This window comes from Fictibacillus nanhaiensis (assembly GCF_019801215.1).
GTDB classification, from domain to species: domain Bacteria; phylum Bacillota; class Bacilli; order Bacillales; family Fictibacillaceae; genus Fictibacillus; species Fictibacillus nanhaiensis_C.
The window spans coordinates 1-1,432 of record NZ_JAHVJO010000014.1 but is presented as its reverse complement, the minus strand read 5'-3'; the positions used below and the strand labels follow the sequence as shown (position 1 = coordinate 1,432).

9 tRNA genes and 3 rRNA genes are annotated in these 1,432 nt (G+C 46.9%); all 12 read left to right on the top strand.

Annotated elements, in window-relative coordinates:
* Window positions 1-115 (top strand): 23S ribosomal RNA (locus KUV80_RS18530); the annotation flags it as partial.
* Between the two features lie 140 nt (window positions 116-255).
* A 5S ribosomal RNA gene (rrf, locus tag KUV80_RS18525) occupies window positions 256-371 on the top strand.
* Window positions 372-385: 14 nt separating this feature from the next.
* Window positions 386-461 (top strand) — tRNA-Val (locus KUV80_RS18520).
* 11 nt (window positions 462-472) lie between these two features.
* Window positions 473-548, top strand: a tRNA-Thr gene (locus tag KUV80_RS18515).
* An 8-nt stretch (window positions 549-556) separates the two neighbouring features.
* Window positions 557-632, top strand: a tRNA-Lys gene (locus KUV80_RS18510).
* A gap of 8 nt (window positions 633-640) precedes the next feature.
* Window positions 641-724, top strand: a tRNA-Leu gene (locus KUV80_RS18505).
* Between the two features lie 28 nt (window positions 725-752).
* Window positions 753-827 (top strand) — tRNA-Gly (locus tag KUV80_RS18500).
* A gap of 16 nt (window positions 828-843) precedes the next feature.
* Window positions 844-932 (top strand) — tRNA-Leu (locus tag KUV80_RS18495).
* A gap of 7 nt (window positions 933-939) precedes the next feature.
* A tRNA-Arg gene (locus KUV80_RS18490) sits at window positions 940-1,016 on the top strand.
* Between the two features lie 18 nt (window positions 1,017-1,034).
* A tRNA-Pro gene (locus tag KUV80_RS18485) sits at window positions 1,035-1,111 on the top strand.
* A 21-nt stretch (window positions 1,112-1,132) separates the two neighbouring features.
* Window positions 1,133-1,208: transfer RNA gene (locus KUV80_RS18480), tRNA-Ala, on the top strand.
* A 127-nt stretch (window positions 1,209-1,335) separates the two neighbouring features.
* Window positions 1,336-1,432 (top strand): 16S ribosomal RNA (locus KUV80_RS18475); the annotation flags it as partial.

The window sequence follows — 1,432 nt, the reverse complement described above, 5'->3', positions numbered from 1 at the left end:
TCCCATCACGTTAAGTGAGTAAGACCCCTTAGAGATGATGAGGTTGATAGGTCTGGTGTGGAAGCGTGGTGACACGTGGAGCTGACAGATACTAATCGGTCGAGGGCTTATCCTTAAAAGCATGAAACGTTTGGAAACGTCGTATCTAGTTTTGAGAGAGCAATAATTGATTTATAAAATCAAAAAAATCTCTTGCAATTAACAAATACATAGAGTATAATTTTATCTTGTCGAGATAAATTACTCGCTTTCTGGTCTAGTGATGATGGCGAAGAGGTCACACCCGTTCCCATACCGAACACGGAAGTTAAGCTCTTCAGCGCCGATGGTAGTTGGGGGTCTCCCCCTGTCAGAGTAGGACGTCGCTAGGCTGGAAATTTCATATGGAGGATTAGCTCAGCTGGGAGAGCACCTGCCTTACAAGCAGGGGGTCGGCGGTTCGAACCCGTCATCCTCCACCATTTACTTACTTGCCGGTTTAGCTCAATTGGTAGAGCAACTGACTTGTAATCAGTAGGTTGGGGGTTCAAGTCCTCTAGCCGGCACCATTTTGCAAGAGCCATTAGCTCAGTCGGTAGAGCATCTGACTTTTAATCAGAGGGTCGAAGGTTCGAGTCCTTCATGGCTCACCATTTTTAACGCGGGTGTGGCGGAATTGGCAGACGCGCTAGACTTAGGATCTAGTGTCTTTGACGTGGGGGTTCGAGTCCCTTCACCCGCACCAATTTCCTTTTAAAAAAAATAATGTGTTTGCGGAAGTAGTTCAGTGGTAGAATACAACCTTGCCAAGGTTGGGGTCGCGGGTTCGAATCCCGTCTTCCGCTCCAAAAAGTTATTGTATGTGCCGGGGTGGCGGAACTGGCAGACGCACAGGACTTAAAATCCTGCGGTAGGTGACTACCGTACCGGTTCGATTCCGGTCCTCGGCACCACATACATGCGCCCTTAGCTCAGCTGGATAGAGTGTTTGACTACGAATCAAAAGGTCGGGAGTTCGAATCTCTCAGGGCGCGCCATATTTTTTTATTTTTTTACGGGAAGTGGCTCAGCTTGGTAGAGCACCTGGTTTGGGACCAGGGGGTCGCAGGTTCAAATCCTGTCTTCCCGACCATTATATACTATTATGATATTTGGGGCTTTAGCTCAGCTGGGAGAGCGCCTGCCTTGCACGCAGGAGGTCAGCGGTTCGATCCCGCTAAGCTCCACCATTTTTCAGAAAATGTTTCTGACATTTTCTTTTTTATTGCTTAAAAAGTTCTTTGAAAACTGAACAAAAGAAATAGGTAAGGAATTAAATTAATTCCGTCAGTATTAAACAAGAGCAAGTCAAACACTTTTATGGAGAGTTTGATCCTGGCTCAGGATGAACGCTGGCGGCGTGCCTAATACATGCAAGTCGAGCGAATGATGAGGAGCTTGCTCCTCTGATTTA